19 protein-coding genes are annotated in these 17,894 nt (G+C 47.0%); 8 read left to right on the forward strand and 11 right to left on the reverse strand.

Annotated features, from left to right (window positions below):
• Positions 1 to 51: 51 nt before the first annotated feature.
• Genes citF through HF966_RS04570 form a run of 5 tightly spaced genes read right to left on the reverse strand, consistent with a single transcriptional unit; the run spans position 52 to position 4,985 of the window.
• Positions 52 to 1,590 carry a citrate lyase subunit alpha gene (citF, locus tag HF966_RS04550; protein ID WP_168676642.1) on the reverse strand — a complete coding sequence of 513 codons (1,539 nt, stop codon included), beginning with the start codon at positions 1,588 to 1,590 and terminating at the stop codon, positions 52 to 54.
• Positions 1,580 to 2,491: a citrate (pro-3S)-lyase subunit beta gene (citE, locus tag HF966_RS04555; RefSeq protein ID WP_168676644.1), complete on the reverse strand. Its 912-nt coding sequence runs from the start codon at positions 2,489 to 2,491 to the stop codon at positions 1,580 to 1,582. Before citE ends, citF begins: the two co-directional genes overlap by 11 nt.
• Entirely contained in the window at positions 2,491 to 2,784 is a 294-nt protein-coding gene (gene citD, locus HF966_RS04560) for a citrate lyase acyl carrier protein (RefSeq protein WP_168676645.1), read from the reverse strand. The genes citE and citD overlap by 1 nt, the downstream gene beginning before the upstream one ends.
• Positions 2,774 to 3,835: a [citrate (pro-3S)-lyase] ligase gene (gene citC / locus HF966_RS04565; RefSeq protein ID WP_168676647.1), complete on the reverse strand. Its 1,062-nt coding sequence runs from the start codon at positions 3,833 to 3,835 to the stop codon at positions 2,774 to 2,776. Before citC ends, citD begins: the two co-directional genes overlap by 11 nt.
• The gene (locus HF966_RS04570) at positions 3,828 to 4,985 is read right to left on the reverse strand and encodes an NAD(P)-dependent malic enzyme (RefSeq protein ID WP_168676649.1); all 1,158 of its coding nucleotides are present in this window, start codon (positions 4,983 to 4,985) and stop codon (positions 3,828 to 3,830) included. The genes citC and HF966_RS04570 overlap by 8 nt, the downstream gene beginning before the upstream one ends.
• Before the next feature lie 258 nt (positions 4,986 to 5,243).
• Here HF966_RS04570 and HF966_RS04575 point away from each other — a divergent pair, with 258 nt between their 5' ends.
• Positions 5,244 to 6,185: a sugar-binding transcriptional regulator gene (locus HF966_RS04575; protein WP_168676650.1), complete on the forward strand. Its 942-nt coding sequence runs from the start codon at positions 5,244 to 5,246 to the stop codon at positions 6,183 to 6,185.
• 43 nt (positions 6,186 to 6,228) lie between these two features.
• Here HF966_RS04575 and HF966_RS04580 read toward each other — a convergent pair whose 3' ends face one another.
• Positions 6,229 to 6,999, reverse strand: coding sequence for a (S)-acetoin forming diacetyl reductase (locus tag HF966_RS04580; protein WP_168676789.1), 771 nt, complete (start codon positions 6,997 to 6,999; stop codon positions 6,229 to 6,231).
• Positions 7,000 to 7,154: 155 nt separating this feature from the next.
• Here HF966_RS04580 and HF966_RS04585 point away from each other — a divergent pair, with 155 nt between their 5' ends.
• The gene (locus HF966_RS04585; protein WP_168676652.1) at positions 7,155 to 7,838 is read left to right on the forward strand and encodes a DUF6198 family protein; all 684 of its coding nucleotides are present in this window, start codon (positions 7,155 to 7,157) and stop codon (positions 7,836 to 7,838) included.
• A 33-nt stretch (positions 7,839 to 7,871) separates the two neighbouring features.
• Here HF966_RS04585 and HF966_RS04590 read toward each other — a convergent pair whose 3' ends face one another.
• Entirely contained in the window at positions 7,872 to 8,357 is a 486-nt protein-coding gene (locus HF966_RS04590) for a DUF805 domain-containing protein (RefSeq protein ID WP_168676653.1), read from the reverse strand.
• A 197-nt stretch (positions 8,358 to 8,554) separates the two neighbouring features.
• Between HF966_RS04590 and HF966_RS04595 the strand changes: the two genes are divergently transcribed.
• The 6 genes from HF966_RS04595 (at position 8,555) to HF966_RS04620 (ending at position 14,653) form a co-directional block, all read left to right on the forward strand.
• Positions 8,555 to 9,289: an NrtR DNA-binding winged helix domain-containing protein gene (locus HF966_RS04595; RefSeq protein ID WP_168676655.1), complete on the forward strand. Its 735-nt coding sequence runs from the start codon at positions 8,555 to 8,557 to the stop codon at positions 9,287 to 9,289.
• A gap of 70 nt (positions 9,290 to 9,359) precedes the next feature.
• Positions 9,360 to 10,541, forward strand: coding sequence for an MFS transporter (locus tag HF966_RS04600; RefSeq protein WP_168676656.1), 1,182 nt, complete (start codon positions 9,360 to 9,362; stop codon positions 10,539 to 10,541).
• Complete coding sequence (gene nadC, locus HF966_RS04605; protein WP_168676657.1) at positions 10,525 to 11,373, forward strand: carboxylating nicotinate-nucleotide diphosphorylase; 849 nt, start codon at positions 10,525 to 10,527, stop codon at positions 11,371 to 11,373. The genes HF966_RS04600 and nadC overlap by 17 nt, the downstream gene beginning before the upstream one ends.
• A 10-nt stretch (positions 11,374 to 11,383) precedes the next feature.
• The gene (locus HF966_RS04610; RefSeq protein ID WP_168676659.1) at positions 11,384 to 12,418 is read left to right on the forward strand and encodes an ADP-ribosylglycohydrolase family protein; all 1,035 of its coding nucleotides are present in this window, start codon (positions 11,384 to 11,386) and stop codon (positions 12,416 to 12,418) included.
• The gene (locus tag HF966_RS04615; RefSeq protein ID WP_168676660.1) at positions 12,415 to 13,773 is read left to right on the forward strand and encodes a purine-cytosine permease family protein; all 1,359 of its coding nucleotides are present in this window, start codon (positions 12,415 to 12,417) and stop codon (positions 13,771 to 13,773) included. Before HF966_RS04610 ends, HF966_RS04615 begins: the two co-directional genes overlap by 4 nt.
• A 1-nt stretch (position 13,774) precedes the next feature.
• The gene (locus HF966_RS04620) at positions 13,775 to 14,653 is read left to right on the forward strand and encodes a PfkB family carbohydrate kinase (RefSeq protein WP_168676662.1); all 879 of its coding nucleotides are present in this window, start codon (positions 13,775 to 13,777) and stop codon (positions 14,651 to 14,653) included.
• Between the two features lie 58 nt (positions 14,654 to 14,711).
• Here HF966_RS04620 and HF966_RS04625 read toward each other — a convergent pair whose 3' ends face one another.
• From HF966_RS04625 to HF966_RS04635, 4 genes are read right to left on the reverse strand one after another with little or no spacing between them, the layout of a single operon-like run.
• Positions 14,712 to 15,935 (reverse strand): Zn-dependent hydrolase, encoded by a 1,224-nt coding sequence (locus tag HF966_RS04625; protein ID WP_168676663.1) that lies wholly within the window; start codon positions 15,933 to 15,935, stop codon positions 14,712 to 14,714.
• Entirely contained in the window at positions 15,916 to 16,992 is a 1,077-nt protein-coding gene (locus tag HF966_RS04630) for an MFS transporter (protein WP_345719091.1), read from the reverse strand. Before HF966_RS04630 ends, HF966_RS04625 begins: the two co-directional genes overlap by 20 nt.
• Positions 16,941 to 17,114 (reverse strand): hypothetical protein, encoded by a 174-nt coding sequence (locus HF966_RS08880; RefSeq protein WP_246586661.1) that lies wholly within the window; start codon positions 17,112 to 17,114, stop codon positions 16,941 to 16,943. Before HF966_RS08880 ends, HF966_RS04630 begins: the two co-directional genes overlap by 52 nt.
• A complete protein-coding gene (locus tag HF966_RS04635; protein ID WP_168676664.1) occupies positions 17,111 to 17,887 on the reverse strand; it encodes a thiazole synthase in 777 nt (258 codons plus the stop codon). The genes HF966_RS08880 and HF966_RS04635 overlap by 4 nt, the downstream gene beginning before the upstream one ends.
• Positions 17,888 to 17,894: the final 7 nt, after the last annotated feature.

Raw genomic sequence — 17,894 nt, forward strand, 5'->3', positions numbered from 1 at the left:
CCGCTGCTTTCTGAATTATTATGTACGCGAACCGTACGATTCGCTTGTGTTTTAATCTTTAACCGCCTTGATAACATCAATTAATGTCCCATCACGATATTCCGCTAGAGCTACCACCCGATCGGTGAAGGCCAAAGGTTTTGGCTTACCAACAATCGCTTCAGCTTTTTGTTGCAATGCCTCAATCGTGTAAACTGGCAAACCAGGCACGTTGCTTAGCTGGTCAATCAAATCATGGCGCTTAGGGTTAATTGCAATCCCAACTTCGGTAACCACCACATCAATGGCATCTCCTGGCGTAATGACTGTCGTCACGTCAGGGACAATCGTCGCAATGCGCCCACGAACAAGGGGCGCAGAAATAATCGTCAACTTGGCCATGGCAGCATCTTGGTGCCCACCAATCGCCCCACGAATAATGCCATCAGAACCAGACATCACGTTCACGTTAAAATGCGTATCCACTTCAAGCGCCGACAAGATTGCCACATCCAGCTTATCAACCATGGCGCCTTTATTGGCAGGGTCGGCATACCATGACGCATCAATTTCTTGTTGGTCACGATTACCCTTCATTGAGGCCGCAGCCCCTTTATCGAAGTCTTGGACATCCATCACTCGGGCAACAAGCCCTTCATTGAGCAAATCAATGGTTGGTTTCGTAATCCCACCAAGTGCAAATGACGCTTTGATTTGGTGATCTAGCATGGCTTGACGCAAGAAACGCGTCACGGCTAAAGCGGCCCCACCTGAACCAGTCTGGAATGAAAAGCCATCTTTGAAGTAGGCAGAATTCACAATCACATCATTGACTGTCTTGGCAATTTTTAATTCTTTGGGATCCTTAGTAAAGCGGGTCGCACCAGACCCGATCTTTTCTGGGTCGCCGACCGCATCGACTTTAACAATATAATCGACTTGTGTTTGCTTAATTGAAGCCGGTGTATTTGGATAAGGCTTCATAGTATCGGTAATCAAAACTAACGTATCAGCATATTGGGCATCAATTAAGGCATATCCCAATGAGCCAAAGGCCGCATCGCCATCCATGCCGTTGGCATTACCCATATCATCAGCATTTGGTACCCCTAAAAAGGCCACGTCAATTTTAATTTCCCCATGTTCAATGGCGCGCGCACGGTTACCATGTGATCGGAAAATGACAGGTTGGGCTAGTAAGCCATGGGACACTGCATCCCCAAGTGTGCCACGCATACCAGATGATGTAATGTTGGTCACGACACCTTTTTGAATGGCTTCAACCACAATATCATTCATGACATTGGTCAATGATGAAGGGGCCAACGTTAGATTCTGATAGCCATGGTCAATAATGCTACGCATGACTTGGTTAAAGACATAATCGCCTTCACGAAAATGATGGTGGAATGAGATTGTCATGCCATCAGCAACCGTCTTGGTCACGACCTCATCAATGGAAGCTACGATTTTATCACCACCTGTTGTCGCCCGTACCTTGGGGGCAACTCGTTGCGTGACAGGATGGCCGTAATCCACACCATTAAAAACTTGGCGCTGCGTTGCGGCTAAAATGTCATCTGGAATGTCACGTGCTACTTTATTTTTCAATGTAATTTCCCTCCGAATCTACTAAATGATTCGCCTTGGCTAAACGCATCACACGTTCAGCGCGCAAAACAACTGGCCGATCCACCATTTGACCGTTCATGGCAATCACACCTGAACCTTTTTGTCGGGCCGCTTCGATGGCCGCAATCACATTTTGCGCCGTCAAAATTTCTTTTTGGGTTGGTTGATAAACTTGGTTTACCATGTCAATTTGACGTGGGTTAATTAAGGACTTCCCGTCAAATCCCAACTGGTGAATGAGTTCAGTTTCACGATAGAAACCAGCTTCATCATTCAAATCAGTAAAGACGGTATCAAAGGCGGCAATGCCAGCGGCGCGCGCCGCATGTAAAATCACGTTCCGGGCATAGAGCAATTCTTGACCGTCAGGATAGCGGTGTGTTTTCATGTCAGTCGTGTAATCTTCAGCCGACAATGCAATCCCAATCATACGATCAGAAGCTTGCGCAATTTCGTTGGCATTAACGACACCGCGGGCTGATTCGATAGCGGCCATTAAATGCGTGGTCCCAATTTCACGACCAAAGGTTTGTTCTGCTTCAGCCACCAACGTTTCCAATGTATGAATCATTTCAGCAGATTCAACTTTCGGCAAACGAATCACATCAATACCGGCTTTCACCATGGCCTTGATATCATTTTGATAGAACGGTGTGTCCAATCCATTGATCCGAACCACTAATTCAGCATCCCCATAATCAACCGTTTGCAAAGCTTCATAGATGAGATAGCGCGCGGCATCTTTTTCCGCCAATGAGACGGCATCTTCTAAATCAAACATGATAGAATCAGCCCCAAAAATGCCGGCATCTTTAATCATGGCCGGATTATTCCCCGGCACAAACATCATGGTGCGACGTAATCTTTCTTCTGCAGCCATTACAACACCTCCCAGTTCGGTTCATCGGCCAAATCTAATGCGCGTTGCACAGCCGTAATCGCGCGTGCTCGAATGACCATGTCCAAAGCGCCTTTATCAACAACTTTCACCAAGACGTTGTGCACGTCGTAAGCGGCTAACACTTGTGTAATTGTGGCCTTGATTGCATCGTCAAACTGCTTGGCAACATCTGATACCAAATCAAAGGTCACGCCGTCATGACTTTGACTGAGCATGATTTGTACATCAGATGATTCTAACGTACCGGCAATCGCCGTTTGCTTAATTTCCATGAATTTCTTGTCCCTTTCTAATCCGTTCTTGTAAACTTGCTAAATGGTCCTGTAGCCACTGATCCGTTGTTGCAGGTACCAAATCAACCCAATCATGGCGTTTCCCAGCCGCAATTGCTTGGCGCACCGTGCGCGCCGAAATGACACCTGTGTGATCTGCTGTCTGTAAGCGCGGCACCACAACGAGTTTGATTTCTGGTGCTAATTCACGCGCCAAGGTGGCGTTATATATGGCAGTCGTGCGCGATTGCGGTTCATCCCCAACATATCGGGTCGTGATATGGCAAGCAGGTGCAATCAGATTTTTGAACAGGCGCGCATCAAGCGTCGTCTGATAATCAATCACTGAGGCATCTGCTGGCATAAAGTAGGCTGGAAAAGTCAGGTAACTCACCATATAATCCCCCCCACCGACCACCACGACATTAGGTAAATCAGCTAAGCCGGCTTTCACCAAATCCAACCGCTCTGATGTGTGAAATAGCGACGCATCTTGCGTCACAACAAAGACATAGACGCGTTCATTTTCACGAGCAGCTTGCGTGACTAAATACCGATGCCCGTTTGTAAATGGGTTGGCATTGATCACCACCGCCGCAACACGTTGCATTTCAGAGGTTGGTTTGGGCAGATCCGCCAAGTATTGCGTCACATCCGGCGAACCCTTTTCCAAAATGGCGCCTAAGTCCGACTCTGCCAGTAGACGGAAGCCAATATGCTCAAAACTCGCGATATACCGCGGCTTGGTAAACACAAAGTGATGAAACCGACCAAGTGTTGCCAAACGATTTTCTAACGCGGTTATCACGCGGTTAAAACGCGCGCCTTTTGTCTCAGCACCGCGATCACAGACGGCCACATATTTAATGATTTGCCCCGCAATGGCACCAGTCCCGACCAACCGGTCATCATCGTATAAACCAATAATGGCTTCAATGCCACCCAATTCTTGCTCACTAAAGTTAGCCAGCCCCAAATCAGCTAAGAAAGCCGCCCATTCTTTTTTCTGCTGGGCATTGGTGAGGTAAATGTCGCGTATGACCTCAGTCATTGGTATGAGCCTCCGCATAAGCAATGATGGCTTGTTCAACCGCTGCTACTGTCCCTTGGCCAAAGACACCCGGCACAATATGCGTCGCATCTGGCGTGGTAATCATCTCCGAAATGGCTTGCGCCACTTTCACTTGTAGCTGCATATCAACATGCTTTAAGCCACTTGCCAACAGCCCTTTAAATAGGCCAGGGAACACGAGCACATTGTTGACCTGATTGGCCCACTGTGATGAGCCGGTTGCAACAATGGCTGCACCAGCAGCCAAGGCTTCTTCCGGTAAGATTTCTGGCACTGGGTTGGCCAGAGCAAAGATAATGGGTTGATCCGCCATTTTTGCCACATGATTTGCGGTTAAGACGTGTGCATCGGACAAACCGATAAAGACGTCCTGGTTGGCAATCACGTCTGACAACGTTTGCCCATTAGCTTGCTGGATGTGTTGCGTTAATTCACGTTGGTACGTGTTATATTGCGGATCATCTGCTCTCACCACCCCATGAATATCGACCAACGTCACTTGCGTCATCCCAGCTTCAATCAATAATTTGGCGGTAGCAACCCCCGCGGCACCAACGCCATTAATGACCACTTTCAACGCAGTCAATGGCTTGTGAACAACCTGCGCAGCATTGATCAAACCAGCCAATACCACGATGGCTGTCCCCGTCTGATCATCATGATAGACCGGAATGTCCAGTTCTTGACTCAAGCGTCGTTCGATTTCAAAGACACGTGGGGCCGCAATATCTTCTAAATGAATCCCTGCAAATGACGGCGCCATGGCTTTGACGGTGTTAACAAAATCCGTCACGCTAATTTGGTTTAACGCCATTGGCAACGCGTTGACGTCAGCAAAATTTTTATAAATTAATGCTTTGCCTTCCACAATGGGTAGCCCGGCAGCTGGTCCAATATTGCCTAGTCCCAAAACTGCCGAACCATCGGTAATGACCGGAATGAGCTTACCACTCATGGTATAGGCATTTTTTTGCGACGCATCGTCAGCAATCAACTTCGCCAATCCCGCTACACCCGGCGTGTAGGCTTCACTTAATTCGGAAGGTGTTGTAATATCAAATTTCGATTCAATGTCTAAGACACCGGTATGGGCCTCATGAATCGATAAAACTTCTGCCATATCTACCATAGCGAGCAAACCTCTTTATTTTTTTGACTTGTGTACGTATGTACATTTATGAACAAACCCTATTCTAGTAATTGCCGCCCGCAATGTCAACGTTTTTTATAGTAATTTTTAAAATAAATATCTTTTTTTGTTATGTTTTTTAAATATTTAAAATGGTTTAATATTTTTGAATTTAATTTTTTAAAAACAATTGAAATTATTGCGCTGATTGTCTGAATTTTAAAATGCGAGTAAAATAAAATCATGGAGGTATCCCACATGGTTGATCGCGAGCTCATTTCTCAGGTATCTGAAGATTACTATCTCAATAAGCTCCCTTTTGGAGAAATTGCTAAAAAATATGGCATCAGTCGCTACTTAGTCAATAAATATCTCAACGAAGCCGTTAAAACCGGCATTGTTAAAATTGAAATTACGGCGAACTCACATCGTAATGCGCAACTTGAGCATATTTTACAAGACAAGTATCCACATACTAATTTCTACGTGGTCCAAGATGACATTAACAATATCACCACGTATGAACACCTATCCAATTATGCCGCCGAATTGGTGGATGAATTACTGCACGATAATAACAAAGTCATTGGCTTAACGTGGGGTGAAACCATTTATAGCATGATTGATTGTCTGAAAAGTACCCCGTTAGACCGGGTAAAATTCACCCAATTTCTTGGCGAAAATATGAAATACAATTCTACTGCCGGCTCTGTTCGGATGGTCGAACGTGCGGCAAAAAAGGTTTCAGGCGAATTTTTAACCCTGCCCGCACCGTTGTATATTTTAAATGACTTGGTGCGCCAAGGCTTGTACGCCGAGCCGTCTTTGCAAAACACCCTGGCGGTGGCTAATAATATGGATGCACTGGTGACTGGGTTAGGCACAATTCGTTCTTTAGAGTCTATTCCCATTTGGCAAAATAGCCTCAATGGTATTTTCCCAACAGTTAATTTCCGTGATATTGCTGGGGTGATTTACGGCCGCCCTTACGATATTCATGGCCACTTTTTAAATCAAGCCGATGATAAAATTGTTGGCTTGTCTGTGGCACAAATTATGCAAGTCCCTAAGCGAATTTGTTTGGTCCGTGGTAAATCAAAGTCGCGCCCGGTCATCGGGGCTTTACGTGGTCACTTGGTCACGGATATGGTTTTAACCGAAGCCATGGCATATCGTGTGCTTCACGAAATTGCACAATAAAAAAACGCGACCCTTTTCAGGTGCCGCGTTTTTTTATTGTTTTTTAATGGAAGACCATCCCACCATCAACAATTAATGTTTGCCCAGTCACATAATTTGAGTCCTCACCCGCCAAGAAGCTCACCACATTGGCGACATCTTCTGGTTCACTCAAACGACCTAAAGCAATGCCTTCTGAGAATTGGGCCATGCCCCAATCATCATCTTGACCGGCATTTTGGCCAACTTCGTGTGCAATATCCCACATCATCGGTGTCTTAACAATCCCTGGTGCAAAAGCATTCACAGTAATGCCAAACGTTGCTAATTCTTTCGCTGTTGTTTGGGTAATGCCGCGAATCGCAAACTTCGTTGAACCATAAGCTGTCAAATTTGGGTTCCCTTGCACACCGGCTTGTGAGGTGGCGTTAATGATTTTGCCACCATGCCCGAGTTCTTTGAAGGCTTCAGCGGCGGCTTGTGTTCCCCAAACCACACCGTTGACGTTAATGCCCCACGTCCAGTTCATATCTTCTTCTGTGACGGCCATAATCGGTGTTGTTGGTGCCACACCGGCATTGTTCACAATCACATTGAAGTCACCGAACTTAGCTTTTGCAGCCGCAACCGCCGCAAACACTTCATCACGCTTGGCCACGTCCGCTTGAATTGCGATGGCTTCACCACCGCGCGCTTGAATCGCATCGGCCACCTTTTGCACTTTATCCAAGTGACGACCCACCAAAGCTACTTTGAACCCATCTTTCACTAAACGTTCAGCAATGGCTTGCCCAATGCCTTGTCCTGCCCCTGTTACTAATGCTACTTTTGTCATCATGAGATGCCTTTCTTTTGATATCTTTTTCACAAGTTAATATACACCCTTTATGTGAATTTGTAAACAAAGATTATCACTTTTTTAAATCTTAATACTTTCAAGCCCTGTAGTTACTGCTATAATGAATTCATGACAACATTTAGGAGAACGCGATGTACTATATTGATGGCCAATTTTTCCAACTTGGATTGAAACAAAAAATCAGTTTTTTCGCGATTTCACTGATCATTAATTCATTTGGTAATGGATTAAGTGTTGCAACCGCCATGGGTTCAGCACCTTGGACCGCCGGCGCTGCCAACTTGGCCCACTTAACCGGTTGGCAAATTGGGTTATTTCTCGCATTGTTTGCCACGGTCATTGCTTTTTTAAATATGTTACTGGCAATGAATTTTAATTGGCCGCGACTCCTTGGTAACGTGCTTTTTGGGTTATCTTTTAGTTTACTCGTTGGTGTTTTTTCTAACTTTTTTATTCAAATTGGCGTCCAAACACTCCCTTGGTGGGCGCGCCTACCGTTAGACTTCTTTGCCATTTGGAATATTGGTGTGGCCATTTCGATCTACCAACGCGTCAACTGGATTTTGCACCCATTAGATGACTTAACGAATATTTTACGTTTTGATTATTTTCACGGTAACGCATCTAAAGCGCAAATGAGCAATTTCATTGTCGCCATTGGCATTTCTGCCGTGGCGTTTCTCATCAGTCATCAAATTGTCGCACTTGGCTTAGGCACCCTTGTCTCTTTCTTCTTTCAAGGACGCAACATTGCTTGGGCGGATCGCCATTTATTTAAACATTTAGTCCACGGTGATGTCCGTGGTGAACAATAAAAAGCAGACAGTCGCGACTGTCTGCTTTTTATCTTATCGATAACGATTACTATGACTGGATTTCGTCACCGAAAGCCAAAAGGCGAACAAAAAGCTCACAGCAATCGGCACCCACCATGTCCAAGCCAAAGTTTTCAAGCGCATATGATATAGCATCGGCAAGTTAGAAAATAACAAGTTCACACTAAACGGGCCGATTTGCCACCAACCAGAATACCCCATATCGTGCATCCGCCGCGTATTTAAAGCAAATGTTGGGATAATCACCATCGCCGACAAGAAAAATGAAATCATCACAACCAACATCGTAGCCATTTCCACGGCTTTGGTTTCCGTATGGATTGCGGCTTGTTTCCCAAAAAAAGCACCCAAACCAGCCACTGCGACAATCACAATGGCCATGGTCAGATACATCATCCCCCAAAACCAGACAACCCAATTAAATGCACTGCGGGAACTCGTCCCTCGAAAATTTGTATATTGCTTAAAAAAATCAGCTAAGGCCCCCCCTGGCGTCATCAACATGCCCCCTTCATTGGTTTGCTACAATTTTACCATATCAATCGGCATAATCCTCGTTTCATGCTTGCTGTTTTCTCACGGCACTCACACAATCTATGCACCGCATGATCGCGTGACGTTTATCATCTGCCAGATTAAATGTTAAAATAATAAGATACCCACTCGTTTGAAATTCAAAATAAAAGGCGGCCATTATGACGACAATTCCTCTGGAAAAACCACGCATTACCATCACCAACGTAATTTGGAGTTTTGACCCTGACACCTTAGACATCAAGTTACTGCTCGTCAAACGCGCTGACACCCCGTTTCAAGAATTTTGGGCTTTACCCGAAACTTGGTTGCGCGTTGACGAAAGTGCCCACGATGCCACGTTGCGCTTAGTCAAAGAAAAACTAGGCCTTGATTTACCCAATATTCATGCCGAGCAACTTGCAACCTTTACCGAGCCGAACCGCTCACCTGGCGAACGCGCGCTCTCATTAAGCTACATGACCTTTCTGCCCACGCAACCTGTCCTCCACCCCGGACCAGGTGCCTTGGATGCCCAATGGTTTACACTCAAAAAGCACAAATCGGGGCTTTTTCACTTTAATTACCAAGAGTTTTCCTTCCAAACACTCGTTGCTGACGACTATATTACCCACCAAGATCCGGCTAAACGCCTCGCATTTGACCACAATTGGATTCTCACCGTTGCAACGCAGCGAATTGTTAATAAGTTAGACTATCAGCCGACAATTTTGCTTATTTTGGGCCCATCATTCACACTGAAGTTAGCGCGGCATGTGTTTGAAAGCTTTGGTAAAAAAGAACCAGATAATTCTAATTTTTTACGGAACCACCAACAGCTGCTCCGACCACTTGGCTCAAGTAGTCAAAACAAACCGGGCCGACCCGCCAAAAAATATCAGTTGCTTCTTTCATAACTCTGGTGTACAATTCTCCTTAATTAATAAAAGTAAAAAATACTTTTATTAAACGGAAGGAGATTTTGTCATGGACAAATCTAAACGTCTGTTACTCATCGTCGGCACCGCCTGGATGATTGACGCATTGGATGTCGCTTTATTGTCGTTTATGATGCCACTACTCAAGACCCAATGGTCGCTTAACGAAACCCAACTCGGCTTTGTTGGCGCAGTGACGTCGATTGGTATGATGATCGGCGCTTTGTTGTGCGGTAAATTTTCAGACCGCTTTGGCCGTAAGCGCGTACTCACTTGGACTTTGGTCCTCTTCTCGCTCAGTAACTTTGCCTTAGCCTTTGCCCCCAACATCACTTGGTTTATGCTAATTCGGTTCATCACAGGCATTGGTTTAGGGGGTGAATTGCCTGTAGCAGCAGCGCTCATTGCTGACCGAAATGTTGGACAACGTCGCTCAAAAATGTTGGTCCTAGCTGACAGCTTTTGGGCATACGGCTGGATTATTGCCTCGCTGCTAGCTTTTCTCGTCATTCCGCATTTTGGTTGGCGTGTTGCAGCCATATTGACAGCTTTCTTAGCGGCCTACGCCTTCGTCTTGCGGCAACATCTCCCAGATGATAGCGCGAAAACACCAACCGTGACCCCGACTTTTAGCACGTTAATGTCACCAAATTATAAAAAGCGTTTTATGATGGTTAGCCTCATTTGGTTCATTGTCATGCTGACCTACTACGGCATTTTCTTATGGTTACCTAGTGTGTTGGTGCTACGCGGTTTCTCAATTGTCCATTCACTAGGCTATACGTTAGCCATGAGTATTGCGCAATTACCTGGCTACTACTTAGCTGCTTATCTCATCGCCAAAGTCAGCCTGAAAAAGCTGCTCACGGTTTATATTCTTGGCACCATTGTGACCAGCCTTGTCTTTGGTTTAGCAAATCAAACCACTGTGATTCTTATCTCTGGGGCGGGCCTATCATTTTTTGATTTAGGCGCTTGGGGTATTTTAATTGCCATCACCCCCAGTTTATTCCCCCAAGCCATTCGTGGTACAGCCATGGGTGCTGCCCAGTCCGTTGGTCGGCTCGGTGCGACCATTGGTCCCTTTATGGTGGGATGGTTACTCGATTTGAAATTCGGCATCAGTGGTGTTTTTGGTCTTTTTGTTGGCCTACTCTTAATCGCCATTGTGGTGCTCATTATCGGTGTTCCCAACCCTGATTCAGGTGACGCTCATGCCATTGACCTATGATATTGTTCGTGAGCAATTAGCCACCTTTCTAACAGAAGATGTCGGTACCGGTGATCTCACCGACAGTATTTTGACGCCGCGCCGCGTTGTCGGCACGTTCACGGCAAAAACAGCTGGTGTTGTCGCTGGGATCGCGCTACCGGCATTCCTTTGCCGAATCCTTGAAACAGACGACTTGGTATACCAGCCAGCAGTCGCTGATGGTGAAATGGTTGCCGCTGGCACCACCCTTGCCACAATCACTGGTGACGTGGCGCACTTATTAAAAATTGAGCGCACGGCACTCAACTTAATGCAGCGCATGAGTGGGATTGCCACCGCAACGCAGCAAGCAGTGGCCGCACTGAACGACCCCACAATTCAAATTTTAGATACACGTAAGACAGCACCCGGATTACGGCTATTTGATAAGTATGCCGTTCGTTGTGGCGGTGGGGTCAATCATCGCATGGGCCTTTTTGATCTGGCCATGCTCAAAGATAACCATCTGGCCACCATTACCGACCTGCCAGAAGCAGTTCAAATACTGAGAACTGCCATTGGCCCATCAAAACGTATTGAAGTCGAAGTCCGCACCTTAAACGAATTGCAAGCAGCGATTGCGGCCAACGTTGACATCATTATGTTTGATAACCAAACCCCTGAAACGGCGGCTTACTGGGCAACATTAACCCCAAGTAACATCCAGACAGAAGCTTCTGGCGGCATCACCTTATCCAACCTCCCTCAGTTTCGTGGGTCTAACGTGACTGCCATTTCTCTGGGCTACCTCACAAATACTGTTGTCAACATGGACATCAGTTTTAATCTCATTCATTCAGCAGACAACTAGGGGCGTAAAAATGAGCAATCAAGATAAAATATTGGGCACCTTATACGGTCAAGCTATTGGGGATGCGATGGGAATGCCCAGTGAACTATGGCCAATTGAACGTATTCGCCAAACTTTTAAACAACCCATTACCACTTTTCTCGATGGGCCACAGGATAATATCGTGGCACGTTATTATCAAGCAGGCGAATACACAGATGACACTGCGCAAGCTTTTGCCATTCTCGAGGCTTTAATTGCAACCGACTGGCAACCGGATCAACAAGTCATCGCCGACCACCTGCTAAACTGGGCCGACCGCGCCGATGCTTGGCAACGTAACATTCTAGGCCCTAGTTCTAAAGCAGCGCTACGCTTAATTCAGGCTAAGCAATCTCCCGATACCGTGACCCAACAAGCGATCACGAACGGCTGTGGGATGCGAATTGCCCCCATTGGGGCCTGCTATACACCAAATGACTTAGACCAATTGGTGGCCATGGTGGCACAAATTACTCGAGTGACACATGCGAGTGACGTTGCCATCAGCGGCGCAGCCATGATTGCTGGTGCCGTCACCGCGGCGATGGCGGATTATGCATGGGACGATATCATGCAATTTGCCATGCAAGCCAGCGCGCAAGGTAAATTATTGGGTGCGCCAACTTGGGCCGCCGACAATAATGCGCGTTTACAACTCGGTCTGCGCTTCGCCCGGCAATATGCCAATGATGACCAGCGCTTTAGTACAGCCATCTACACCATTATTGGCACCGGGACAATGGCTTCTGAGAGTATTCCAGCTGCCGTTGCCATCGCTTATTATGCCCAAGATGTTAAAAAATGTGCCTACCTCTGTGCGAATTTGGGTGGTGATACAGATACGATTGGGGCGATGGCAACGGCCATTTGTGGCGCCAAATATGGTTACACCAGTATCCCACCTGAATGGCCAGTCGTCATCGATGCACATAATTTTGAATATGATATTCATGCCCTTGCGGCACACATCGGCCACTTTCAGGCATCAACCAAACCATCACAAGGAGACGCAACAAAATCATGACAACAGCAGATATCAAAATCCCAACATCTGACAAGACGCTGACTTCTGGCAAATTATTTTATAACTGGTTCGCAGCCAATATTGGCATCATGGGGGTGGTCTACGGGGCCATTATTGTCGGCTACCACTTATCCTTTGTACAACTCATTTTAGCTGCACTCGTCGGCGCGCTCACTTTTGCCATTCCAGGTTGGGTGGCTGTGGTGGGGCAGCGCGAAGGCGTGACCACCTTTAAGTTAAGCCGTGCAGCCTTTGGTGTTTTTGGCAATCGTATCCCTAACGTGATGGCTTGGTTTAATATGATTGGCTGGTTAGCCATTAATGTGATTACAGGCACCTTACTACTGACAACGATGTTTCAGACCTTAGCGATTAAAAAAAGCCCGTTGATTGTCCTCATCAGTCTCATCATCTTTGCGAGCTTTGTGATTCTATCTGGCACATTAAAAGAAGCCACGCTAGCCACCGTGCAGACCCTGATTAGTTGGGTGTTTGGTTTACTTACCCTGGTCATTTTAGCGCTCTTTTTCATGCATTCTGACTGGCAGAAAGTCTTTGCTATGCCTGCCGGGAGTTGGCTTGCTGGTTTCTTGCCGGCCGTGGCTTTTATTGCCGCTGGTTCTAGTATCTCTTGGTCAATGGCTGCTGCTGATTGGGGGGCTTATGTCCGACCCGAAACCAAGCCGGCTGCGACTTTTTGGCAAACAACCCTTGGTGCTGGCATTCCCTTGTTTATTTTAATGGTTGGCGGTATTTTTCTAAGTACAGTTTCACCTCATTTAGCCACTGCCAATGACCCCTATCAAGCCATGTATGGGTCGTTGCCCACCTGGTTGGGTCCCATTTATTTCTTAGTGGCTGCTGGTGGATTGGTGCCACAATGTCTGGTTTCATTTCGGTCAGCACGCATCAATTTAGCAACTATGGGGATTCAACTCACACAAAAGCGGTCCCTCATTGGACATAGTATCGTGATTTTGACGATTGCCGTTTATATCTTATTTATTTCCGGCAACTTTCTGACAAACTTTGAACTTTTCTTGAATTTTCTTGGGATTTGCCTGGCATCCTGGGTCGCTATTTTCTTGACGGACGCTGTTTTAAACCGACGAGATGGTTATGATTTGAATCTACTCAAGCCAACATCCCCAGTACATTATAATTGGGCCGGCATTGCTGCCTGGGTGATTGCCACGATTTTTGGGTTCTTATTTACGAGTAACAGTGTTTATCGCGGGCCCTTTGCCCATAGTATCTTTACCCATAATAGTAGTCTGGCGGTCTTTGTTTCTGGTTTGGCCGCTATCGTGGTGCTCCTCGTAGCTTCACTTTTTCAAAAAAAGGAGCGCAATTGACGTGTTAAATAACATCTTGGTGATTGGTGCAATCTTTGTCGATGTCATCATCGATGTCCCCCAACTGCCACTGGCTGGTGCTGATGTCAGTGGGCATTTAGCCACCACCAGCATGGGGGGCTGTGCGTATAATGTCTATCTGGCTGGTGTGACCCAACACGCTCCCATCACCTTGTTAGCGCCTATCGGGCAAGGCCCTTATGCCGATAAGATTCGGCAAGATTTTAAGCAACGGCAAATCCCACTGCTTTGTCAACCAACCACCGCAGATAATGGTTGGGACTTGTGTTTGGTACAACCAGACGGTGAACGGGCTTTCGTCACCATGACAGGCATTGAACAACACTGGCAAGCCGAGTGGTTCCAAGAATTGACAATGGCACACTATCGCTACTGTTATCTCAGTGGCTATGAACTCGAAAATGCAGCAGCAGCTGATGTCATCTTAACTGCATTAAGACAGCTACCTGCCGATCACGTGCTACTTTTTGACGCTTCACCACGCGTTCAGTACTTACAGCCCAGCATCCTCGCACGCTTATTACAACCACACACATTAATTCATTGTAATCGCGATGAACTGGCCTATTTAAGCAGCGCTACCCAGTTTGATGCCCAACTGGTCGATATTTTCCAACGTACCCAAACCCCGGTGGTGGTGACTGATGGCGCCAATGGCACCTATATTTTTGATCAGACTGGCAAACGTCATCTCCCAAGCGCCGTTGTTCCAGTAGTCAATACGATTGGTGCTGGAGATACGCATTGTGCCGGTGTTCTCACCGGACTGCAACGCGGCTGGTCCATTGATGCAGCGGTGGTACTCGGCAATCAGCTAGCGGCACAAGTGGTCCAACAAACAAGTGGCCATCTATCATAGTTAGATCAATTAAAAAGACACCAAGTCTATCACTTGGTGTCTTTTTTGGTGCTAAATCTCACGACGACTGGTAGCCCAGCTGATACAACAACGCTTGTAAAATGGCCTGCCCTTGGATTAACTGTTGGTCCGCCGTCGCTTCTGCTGGCGCATGACTAATGCCTTGATCACTGGGTACAAATAACAACGCGACTGGTACCCCACTTTGGGCAATCACTTGCGCATCATGCCCCGCGCCAGAAATCATTTTGTGCACTCGGACGTGCTGTTGCGCTGCGGTCTGCGCTGCCTTTTCCAGTAAGACCGATGACAGTGGTGTTGCTGAAATATCAGTTGTCAGACACGCCTTACCACCGCCGGCCGCTACTTGCGCCATGACAAATCGCGTGACTTCATCAAGAAGCGCTTGTTGTTCGTGCCGTATATCAAGCGAAAATTGGACAGCATCAGCAATCACGTTCGCCGTGTTCGGCGAAACCATGATTTGCCCGATGGTGTAACGTAGCCCGTCAAACTTCGGCAATTGCTGGTACAACTCATGCATTAAGGCAACGGCTTGGGCGACCGCATCAACACGACCAATCATCGGCGTTGTACCGGCGTGATTGCTGACACCAGTAAGCGTAATTGCCAACCGTCGTTGCCCGACAATCGCCGTCACCAGGCCTAATTCATCCCCCCGCGCATTGAGGATGTTGCCCTGTTCAATGTGCAACTCAAGATAAGCCGCTAACGCTATTGGCGTAGTTCTCATCGGGACAAGCGTGGCAAGCTGTGCCACGGCCTGCTGACGTGCCGCATCAAAAGTGACCCCCTGTGTATCCCGTAGCTTGTTGTCCTGCCCATTAAATTGCTGCGTTAACCAGCGCGATCCTGAAAAGGTTGTCGGAAATCGGGAACCTTCCTCTTCAGAAAAGGCGACTACGCCAAGCGGCTTTTGCGGTGGGCCGTATTGCGCCAACAATTCACCGACAGCCACCAAGCTAGCTAAAACACCATACTGACCATCTAGGCCACCACCGTTAATCACGGTGTCCATGTGTGACCCTGTTAGAATGACTGGTTCATCTGCATTCCGTGTGGGTGTCGTGGCATACACCGTACCCATTGGATCAATAAAACAGGTGAGTCCATAGGCTTTTGCCTGTACAATAAATGCTTGCTGTGCCTGTAACCAGTGGGCATCATACACTAATCGTGTCAGGCCACCTGTCGCAGTCTCCCCATAGTGTTTGAATGTGGCAAGTAGGGCGATAACATTGTCATGATTGTCTCTGCTCATTTAAAATTCCTATTGTCAAACACCCCAGGCCAACCATCAGGAGCAACGCAGCCACTAAAAACCCTGGCCACATATCCCCGGTCATATCCATAAACCAACCTGTGATGACTGGCGCTAAGATTGACCCCAACATGCCAAAAAAATTGTACACCCCAAATGTCGTGGCTAACTGCTGCTGGTTGGCATATTTTTTAACGGTATAAAGTAACAACGGGTCAATTGCCATTTTCCCAGTTACGCCATAAATGATTAATGTGACCATTAACCAACGTGCATCTTTGACCAACACAATCCCAACTAAACTCAGCGCAGCAATGCACACTAAGCTCCCTAGTAGGCGTTGTGTTTGCCGATAGCGGTCGTTCAGTCGTGCAAATATTAAAGCACTCGGCAAAGCCAACAACGGGACTATCATCGTCAACAAGCTCACCGCTTGTCCTGTTAAATGGCGCTGATTCGTCAAAAATAATGGTAGCCAAGTCAACAACGTTATCTGGCCATAAATCGACGCAAACAACATCACATACACACCAACCAGTCGGGGTTGAAACAACGTTTGTCGGTCAATTTTGCCAAAAATTGCCGTGGCATCGCGAGGCGTGGCCGTTTTGAAACGCGTGATAAGATACCAGCAGCCCACCAGCACGGTCGGTATCCCGACAATGACAAATGGTTCTCCCCAAGCATGGTGGTATTGTAACACCAGCATACTGGCTAAGGTCGTCCCTAATATTTGCCCTACCGCTTGCCCCACATTAATCACAGCAAGACCGAGCGTGAGATACTTTTCTGGAATGGCTTGCGACGACAAACCAAATGACGCCCCATAAAACGTCCCTTCTCCAATCCCAACCAATGCCCGTAAGATCAGAAAGTAGCCAAAAGTGCTCGCTAAACCCGAAAATATGGTCGCCACACCAAAGAAGATACACCCCCAGCCAATGACCCACTTAGCCGCGACACGATCTGCTAACCGCGAAAATGGAATTTGGGTGAGCGTGTAGGTTAAAAAAAAACCGAGGAAATGGCGCCCAACGCCACGTTGTCTAACTGAAATACTTTCTGAATGCTTGGCATCGCAGGATTAAGTACCGTCCGATCGGCATAAATAAAGACCCAACCGAGAAAATTAAGCGCGAGTACCTTCGGCCAACTGGCAACTTTTTGCGTTGCCATCATGACGTCACCCGACTAATGCCCGTCAGTGGCGATGAAGGCTCAGCTGCCCCAGACAACACGCGGCCTGGTTTTGCCAAATATGCTTTGCGGCCAGCCGCAATGGCGAGCTTAAAGGCTTCTGACATCAATGGGATATCACCCGCTGTGGCCATTGCAGTATTGGCCATAATAGCGTCTGCACCCATTTCCATTGCTTCAGCTGCCTGACTGGGACGCCCAATGCCGGCATCAATAATGACGGGCACCGAGATTTCATCAATTAAGATTTGAATCAAATCCTTATTGGCTAACCCTCTATTAGTGCCAATGGGTGAGCCCAATGGCATGACCGTTGCTGCCCCCGCATCAACCAACTGGCGGGCCACATTTAAATCAGGCAACATGTATGGCATCACAATAAAACCTTTGTTTGCTAGGATTTCTGTGGCTTTTAACGTTTCATAGTTATCTGGCATCAAGTATTTTTTATCGGGGATGACTTCGAGTTTAATAAACGAACTACCACTCAATTCCCGAGCAAGCCGAGCCATTCGTACCGCTTCTTTAGCGTCAACACACCCGGAAGTATTTGGCAAAATGGTCACACCCGCTGGAATATAATCCAAAATATTTTCGGCTGCTTCTGCGGTACGCCGCAAGGCCATTGTAATAATTTGGGCACCCGCATCATGGATCGCCGCATCGATTAAGTCGTAAGAATACTTGCCCGAACCCAGTATGAACCGCGAACTAAACGTATGTCCGGCAATCATTAAATTATCATCGTTTGTCATTTTTATC

Origin of the sequence: Leuconostoc holzapfelii, assembly GCF_012396485.1 — a bacterium.
In the GTDB taxonomy this organism is placed as follows: domain Bacteria; phylum Bacillota; class Bacilli; order Lactobacillales; family Lactobacillaceae; genus Leuconostoc; species Leuconostoc holzapfelii.